The sequence below is a fragment of the Bradyrhizobium altum genome, from assembly GCF_020889705.1.
GTDB classification, from domain to species: domain Bacteria; phylum Pseudomonadota; class Alphaproteobacteria; order Rhizobiales; family Xanthobacteraceae; genus Bradyrhizobium; species Bradyrhizobium altum.
Map to the genome: position 1 here is coordinate 83,102 of NZ_JACMYP010000006.1, position 6,118 is coordinate 89,219.

At 63.5% G+C, this 6,118-nt stretch carries 9 protein-coding genes and 1 tRNA gene; 6 read left to right on the plus strand and 4 right to left on the minus strand.

All coding sequences use genetic code 11. The features are described 5' to 3' along the window. The first annotated feature begins 6 nt into the window (after positions 1-6). On the plus strand, positions 7-930 hold the full coding sequence (locus H8B02_RS03835) for a sulfite exporter TauE/SafE family protein (RefSeq protein ID WP_229164937.1): 924 nt from the start codon (positions 7-9) through the stop codon (positions 928-930). Positions 931-1,028: 98 nt separating this feature from the next. Here H8B02_RS03835 and H8B02_RS03840 read toward each other — a convergent pair whose 3' ends face one another. Next, a complete protein-coding gene (locus H8B02_RS03840) occupies positions 1,029-2,261 on the minus strand; it encodes a Zn-dependent hydrolase (RefSeq protein ID WP_229164938.1) in 1,233 nt (410 codons plus the stop codon). A gap of 180 nt (positions 2,262-2,441) precedes the next feature. On the opposite strand from H8B02_RS03840, the gene H8B02_RS03845 reads away from it, so the two are divergent. From H8B02_RS03845 to H8B02_RS03865, 5 genes are all read left to right on the plus strand, one after another. Beyond that, positions 2,442-2,786, plus strand: coding sequence for a hypothetical protein (locus H8B02_RS03845; RefSeq protein ID WP_229164939.1), 345 nt, complete (start codon positions 2,442-2,444; stop codon positions 2,784-2,786). 60 nt (positions 2,787-2,846) lie between these two features. After that, the gene (locus H8B02_RS03850) at positions 2,847-3,008 is read left to right on the plus strand and encodes a hypothetical protein (protein WP_229164940.1); all 162 of its coding nucleotides are present in this window, start codon (positions 2,847-2,849) and stop codon (positions 3,006-3,008) included. A 157-nt stretch (positions 3,009-3,165) separates the two neighbouring features. After that, positions 3,166-3,240 (plus strand) — tRNA-Glu (locus H8B02_RS03855). 168 nt (positions 3,241-3,408) lie between these two features. Next, positions 3,409-3,666, plus strand: coding sequence for a PilZ domain-containing protein (locus tag H8B02_RS03860; protein ID WP_176531167.1), 258 nt, complete (start codon positions 3,409-3,411; stop codon positions 3,664-3,666). Between the two features lie 31 nt (positions 3,667-3,697). Next, positions 3,698-3,943, plus strand: coding sequence for a hypothetical protein (locus H8B02_RS03865; protein ID WP_229164941.1), 246 nt, complete (start codon positions 3,698-3,700; stop codon positions 3,941-3,943). 12 nt (positions 3,944-3,955) lie between these two features. Here H8B02_RS03865 and H8B02_RS03870 read toward each other — a convergent pair whose 3' ends face one another. From H8B02_RS03870 to H8B02_RS03880, 3 genes are all read right to left on the minus strand, one after another. After that, complete coding sequence (locus H8B02_RS03870; protein ID WP_229164947.1) at positions 3,956-4,597, minus strand: glutathione S-transferase family protein; 642 nt, start codon at positions 4,595-4,597, stop codon at positions 3,956-3,958. A 349-nt stretch (positions 4,598-4,946) separates the two neighbouring features. Then, a complete protein-coding gene (locus H8B02_RS03875) occupies positions 4,947-5,399 on the minus strand; it encodes a VOC family protein (protein ID WP_229164942.1) in 453 nt (150 codons plus the stop codon). Between the two features lie 505 nt (positions 5,400-5,904). Then, on the minus strand, positions 5,905-6,118 hold a 214-nt coding region (locus H8B02_RS03880; RefSeq protein WP_229164943.1), incomplete at its 5' end, for a hypothetical protein.

A 6,118-nucleotide genomic window follows, 5' to 3' on the forward strand; every position in this document is an offset into this window, starting at 1 on the left:
TCTGCTGTGATCGTTCTTGCCGTGATCGCCCTGTTTGCGGCCTTTGTTAACGGTGCGCTGGGTTACGGGTTTTCCTCGCTCACGGTGCCGGTCGCGCTTGTCTTCTACACCAACCGCGTTCTCAATCCCGCGGTCGTCATCGTCGAAGTCTTCGTCAACCTGTATGTTCTATGCATCAACCTGAGCGGCGTTCCCGCGGTGTGGCGGCGCGTGCTGCCCATTCTCATCGGCATGCTGCCCGGCATCGCAGTCGGAGCCTTTGCCCTGACGTCGCTGCAGCCGGGCTGGATCAAATTCGCCACCTACTCGATCATTCTGCCGCTGATCCTGGTGCAGGCGGCCGGGTGGCGGAAGCCGATCCAGTCGAAATGGCTGGTCGGTTTGCCGTTTGGAACGGCGCTCGGGGTCTTGTACTCGGTCACGACCATCTCGGGACCGCCGCTGGCGATCCTTTTCAATAATCAGGGCCTGGTCAAAGACGAGTTTCGGGCCGGTCTCGCACTGGTTCGGGTGACAGAGTCCGGCTTGACTGCGATCGCGTACTACAAGCTCGGTCTGTTCATCGAAGAGAGCCGGAGCATCCTGTTCGTGCTCGTTCCCTGCGTGGTCCTCGGCATACCGTTCGGTGCCTGGCTGATCCGGCGGCTGGATGCCGAGACGTTTCGCCGGATTTGCATGAGCTTTGATGCGTGGGTCGTGGGATTCGGACTGTCGCGCGTGTTGGTCGAAGTGAAGCTGGTGGAAAGCCCGTGGGCCTACAGCGTCATGGCCGGCACGATCCTGATCGACGTCTGCTTGTTGTATGTCTTCTTCACCGCGCGGAGGGTGACCGCGCAGGGCTCGCACGCGTTGGCTTCGCTGAGATCCGGAATCGGGGCGGGCCAACCTGATGGCGACAATGCCGCGGGGCGGCGTTCGCAAGGCGGCTAGAGCTTTTCGGTTCTGATTGAATCAGAACCGAAGCTCTAGATTCCTGTTTGGACGCGTTTTCTTCACGCGAACCGGTGTCCACTTCGCTCGAAAACGCTCTAACCCGCCAGCAGGCGCCGGCAGGTTTCGACAAACACCGCGGCGCCCGTGACGATATCGGCGTCGTCGGTGTTCTCGCTCCAGTGATGGCTGATGCCGCCGATCGACGGCACGAACAGCATCGCGGCCGGCATGATGGTGGCGAGGACCTGGGCGTCATGGCCGGCGCCGCTCGGCATCCGGATGGATTTGCCGCCGGCGCAGGCAGCGCTCGCGGCCTCGATCGCGTCCTGGAACACAGGCGTCATCATCGCGGGCACGCCGGTCCGGATCCGCTCGACCTTCACGCCGCAGCGGCCCTGCGCGGTGGCTTCTTCTGCCAGGCGATGCAGGTGCGCCTCGAGCCGTGCGATCACTTCGGGATTGTCGTCGCGGATCTGGAACAGCATGTCGGCGTGGCCTGGGATGATGCTCGGCGCGCCCGGGTCCAGCGTGATGCGGCCGGTGGTCCACACCGTGCGCGGTCCGCACAGCGCAGGGAAGCTGTCGTCGATCGCGACGCAGAACCGCGCCAGCGCCAGGCCGGCATCCCTGCGCACCGCCATCCGCGTGGTGCCGGCATGGTTCTGCTCACCGGTGAACGTGATGCGATATTGCCAGATGCCGACGATCGAGGTGACGACGCCGATCTTGAGCCGGCTAGATTCCAGCGTGTCGCCTTGCTCGATATGGGCTTCGAGATAGCCGATGTGTCGGCCGGGTTCGGCGCTGAGGCGCGGGCGGCCGGCGAAGCCAGCATCGCGCAACGCCGCTCGCATGGTGCGATCGCTGGAGCGGTCGCGCGCCGCATCGATGTCGGCCTCGGTCACTGTGCCGGCGAACGACCGGCTGCCGAGGAAGCTGCCGAAATGTCCTTCCTCGTCGCACCACGCCGCGACCTCGACCGCGCCGCTGATGCCGGGATCGCCGTTGATGACGCGCGCGGCCTCCAGCGCATAGATCACGCCGAGCGGCCCATCGAGCCAGCCTGCATGGTTCTGGCTTTCGAGATGCGAGCCCGCGAGCAGCTTCGGTCCCGCTTTCGCACTGGTGCCGAACACGTTGCCGATGCCGTCGATCGTCGCGGTGAGGTCGGCATCGGGCAGCTGTGCCGCAAGCCAGTCCAGCGAGCGCAGATGCGGCTCCGAGAATGTCGGCTTGTGCACGCCGGTCTTGTAGGCGCCGATCGCGCGCAGCGCGTTGAGATCGGCGAGCACGCGCTTGCCGTCGAAGCGATCGTTGGTGCCTGGCATTATTGGACTCCGGATGAGCGTCTTTGATTTGCGTCTTGATTTACGCCTTGGCGCCGCAATCCCGTCTTGATGCCGTCGCGGTTGGATGCGACGGAACAATCAGGGCAAACGATTTCTTAGCGGTTCTGCTCTTAGGTCGCAGTACGAATGTTGCAGTACGAATAGCGTGTGGGTGTGATCATGTCTGCATTCCGGAACTGGGCCCGCAAGGCCGCTGTGGTTCTTCTTCCGATCGCGCTCGGCGCTTGCGCGCAGGTTTCGCAGCAATACAGCATGACGACCCCGCCGCCGGGAACCGGTCCGCTGGCCTGGGACGGCGCGGGACAAGACCCCAATTCGCCGCAGCCGCGACGCCATGCGCGGAATGTTTCGCCGGCGGTGGCGGAGACGCAACTGTCGGAAGCAGATGCCGATGACCGGCTGGCGCGCAAGCTCGTGATCTGCAGCACCTGCATCAAGCAGACGCCGGCGGCGGCGACGCAGCCGACCAATCGTCAGGACGTCGCGAGCGTGACCAATCACTAGCGCGCTGTCGCCAGACATCGATCCGGCCTGCAGGCCTTAGTTAGGCCACGATGTCGTTCGATGCGCAGGCCCATGTCGTTCCGAAAACTCGTTATTCCCACCGTCGTCGTCGCGCTTGCCGCCGCCATCCTGATTCATGGGGGCGGTTCGCGGGCCCATGCGCATGCGCCGTCGCATTGCGGCTTCTGGACCTCGATCGAGGCCGGATTGTCGTGCAGGTAATCTCCCGTAGGTGGCCTGGGCGGGCAATCCGGGAAAAGCGTTCTGACCGCTTGCCCGTCCGGCCAATCGCCACTATACGTTCGCCCGTCGCGGCCGGTTGCAGGTCACGGCAGTTCGGCATATCTCACGTCTAACGTATTGATTTGCCGGGAGTTTTGCTCCCTTCGTCTATCGGTTAGGACGCCACCCTTTCACGGTGGAGAGAGCGGTTCGATTCCGCTAGGGAGCGCCATCGGCGCCAAACCGGAAATCCAGCAGACTCGACGAATTATCGCGCGGGCGAGCGGCTTGCCGTGCGGTTCGGCTCACTGTGAGCAACGGCACAATCACTGCAATCCGCCGGTCTTTCGCAACCTTTTGTAAAGTCAGCGGCGATACGGCTGGGCTTGGGGATGATGTGATGGCTCTAGGGTCCAAGAAGCGCGAAACGCGCAAATCGCTGCGTCAATCCGGCTGGATCACGCTCGACGGCGGATTCGCCGCGCGGCCGTGCGTGGTCGAGGACATGTCCTCGTCGGGCGCGAAAATCACCGTGCAGGACAACAACACGCTGCCGGCCAAGCTGCGGCTGGCGTTTTCGCGCGACGCCCGCACCGGGCGCGCCTGCGAAGTGGTCTGGCGCGAGGGCAAGACGTTCGGCGTCAGATTCGTGCGCTAGCCTGATCCGGCCGCGCGCGATAAAAGGCCGGATGCGCAAGACCTGCTTTGCCGTCATCGCCGTCCTGCTTCCCGCCGCTGCGTTCGCGCAAGCCGGCGACCGCCGCAATTTCCAGACGCCGCCCGATGCCGGCAGAACCCTGCCGTCGAAATCCGTGACGCGGAGCAATTCCTGCGCGTCGTACGGACCGGGCTTCGTCAAGGTCGAGGGCTCCGACACCTGCGTGAGGTTAGGTGGCGCCATCAGTGTCGGTGCAGGGGTGTCCAGCGGACGCTGAGCGGCTTGCCGCTCACGACATCGGCGGCGCGACGATGCGCACGAAGGCCGGCCGCTGCGCGATCTCGCCGAACCAGCGCTCGAGATGGGGCAGCTTCGGCTTCGTGACGCCCTCGACACCGAACCAGCGCCGCGCAAAGGCGCCGAGCGCGATGTCGGCGATCGTGAACTGATCGCCCTCGATGTAGCGGCGGCTTGCAAGCTGCGCCTCGACGACGCGCCACACCACGCCCGCGGCATCGGCGTCCTTCTGGATCTGGACCATGTCGCGCTTATCCGGCGCCGTGCGCACCAGTCCCCAGAACAGCGGGCGCTCGACCGGTTGCAGCGTCGACAGCGTCCAGTCGAGCCAGCGGTCAACGGCCGCGCGCGCCTTTGGCGCCCGCGGATAGACCGGCGAGCTCTGGCCGTAGGCCATGCAGAGATAGCGCATCACCGAATTGGATTCCCACAGCACATAGTCGCCGTCGACCAGCGTCGGGACGCGGCCATTCGGATTCATCGCGAGATAGTCAGGCTGATCGTTCTTGCCGAACTGCATGCCGGCATCGATGCGCTGATAGGGCAGGTCGAGCTCGGCGAGACACCAGAGCACCTTTTGCACATTGACCGAATTGGGCCGGCCCCAGATCGTCAGTTGCGGCTTGCTGTCCATCACGCGTTTTCTTTCCGCTGTTGCGCTTTGCGCGCGTTCTTAGCCGAACCGTCAGGGAAAAGCGCGGGGTGAATTGTACCGAGCGCAAAAAAAAGAGGCTCTGCCGCGATGCGGCAGAGCCTCGTCGATAGCAGTCAAGGCGCAGTCAGTGACCGAACAGTAACCACAGCACGATGATCACCGGGATCGGCACACCCAACAGCCAAAGCAAAAGTCCTTTTCCCATCTCCTCGCCTCCTCGCATTCGTGTGAGGAGGCAACGTCAACTGCTGCGTCATGTTCCTCGCGATCGCTCCGCGCTTCGCCGATGGAGAAACGTGGATTAGGAACGTGCGGGCGGGCGCGGCGTTTACCAGTGCCCGGTGTTCGGCATCGAGGCCCATGGTTCGGCCGGCGCCTTCGAATCGCCCTTCTGCAGGATCTCGATCGAGTGCAGGTCGGGCGAGCGCACGAACGCCATGTTGCCGTCGCGCGGCGGACGGTTGATGGTGACGCCCATCTTCATCAGCTTCTCGCAGGTCGCGTAGATGTCGTCGACCTCGTAGGCGAGATGGCCGAAATGGCGGTCCTCGCCGTATTTCTCCTCGTCCCAGTTGTAGGTCAATTCGACCAGCGGCGCGCCGCGGCTTTGCGGCAGCGACTTGAGCAGATGGAGATCTTCCTCCGCGCAGAGAAACACCAGCGTGAAGCGGCCCTTGTCATTGTCGATGCGGCGCACTTCCTTCAGCCCCAGCGCGTCCTGATAGAATTTCATCGCGACATCGAGATTGCGGACGCGCAGCATGGTGTGCAGATAGCGCATTTTCTTGTCCTCCTGGGAATTCAGAGATTTTGTTTTGGCTCGGGTGAGACGCGCCAAGAAATAGCAGCAAAACGCAGCGCGGGGCAGGGGCCTGCACGACTTTTGCGACCGCTCCGGGCGGCCGCGTTCTCAAGCTTTCGCGAGCCATCGCATTGAACGACCTGCGACACGCTCATGCAGCGCGCGATACGGGAAAGCCCCGCCCAGGAAAATTCTGGAACGGGGCTTTCGTGGTCGAGCCTTGGAGGCACGGCCGTCTATCTCATCGAATGCCCATCACTGCCAATCAAGGACGCGCTAGGTTGGACCTCCTCTAAAAAGCAAAACCCCGCGAGTGGACTCGCGAGGTCTGATGCCGGCGGGCCTTGGGGAGATCGTGCCGGCAACCAGCCACCTAACGGTGCTTGCGGCGGCAGGTTCCAGCATCCCGAAAATAGAAAGCCCCGCAGGCTGGATGCGGGGCTTTCCCAGTTGACGGACTGGGGATCTCTCAGGGCGTGAGCCGTCAACTGTTGGGGACCAAACTTAAGGTTGAATTTATAAAATGCAACAGCGCCGCGTAGACGGAATATCCTCGTCCCACAGCGCTGCGCCAGACGCTGGGCCCTGAAATCCCCAGCGCAGTTTTGTCTTGGCGCTGCGTAAAAGGTTCAAAGGAAAAGCCCGGCGAGGGGGATTTTGCGGCGGCCTCCAGGGCCGGCCTGGCGGTGGGTCCCCGG